General features: G+C 69.5%; 1 protein-coding gene. It reads right to left on the reverse strand.

From position 1 onward, the window contains the following. Positions 1-223, reverse strand: a 223-nt coding sequence (locus tag QQ657_RS57085; RefSeq protein WP_284750760.1) for a helix-turn-helix domain-containing protein, incomplete at both ends; no start/stop codon positions are given.

Consider the following 223-nt stretch of genomic DNA (forward strand, 5'->3'; position numbering starts at 1 on the left):
CGACCACCGCGGTCAGGTAGTTCTGACCGCGCCGGAAGGAGATCTCGTCGATCCCGATCCGCTGCAACCCCGCCAGCCGGTCGACCCGGGCGTCGATATCGGCCGACACCCTGGTGATGATCGCGCCGACGGTGGGCCAGGCGATCCGCAGCAGCTGCCGCACCGCCGTTCTGGAGGTCTGGCAGGCCAGCCATGCCACTGTGTCGTCGAACGCGCGGGTGTG

It is taken from the genome of Amycolatopsis ponsaeliensis (assembly GCF_030182635.1).
In the GTDB taxonomy this organism is placed as follows: Bacteria; Actinomycetota; Actinomycetes; order Mycobacteriales; family Pseudonocardiaceae; genus Amycolatopsis; species Amycolatopsis ponsaeliensis.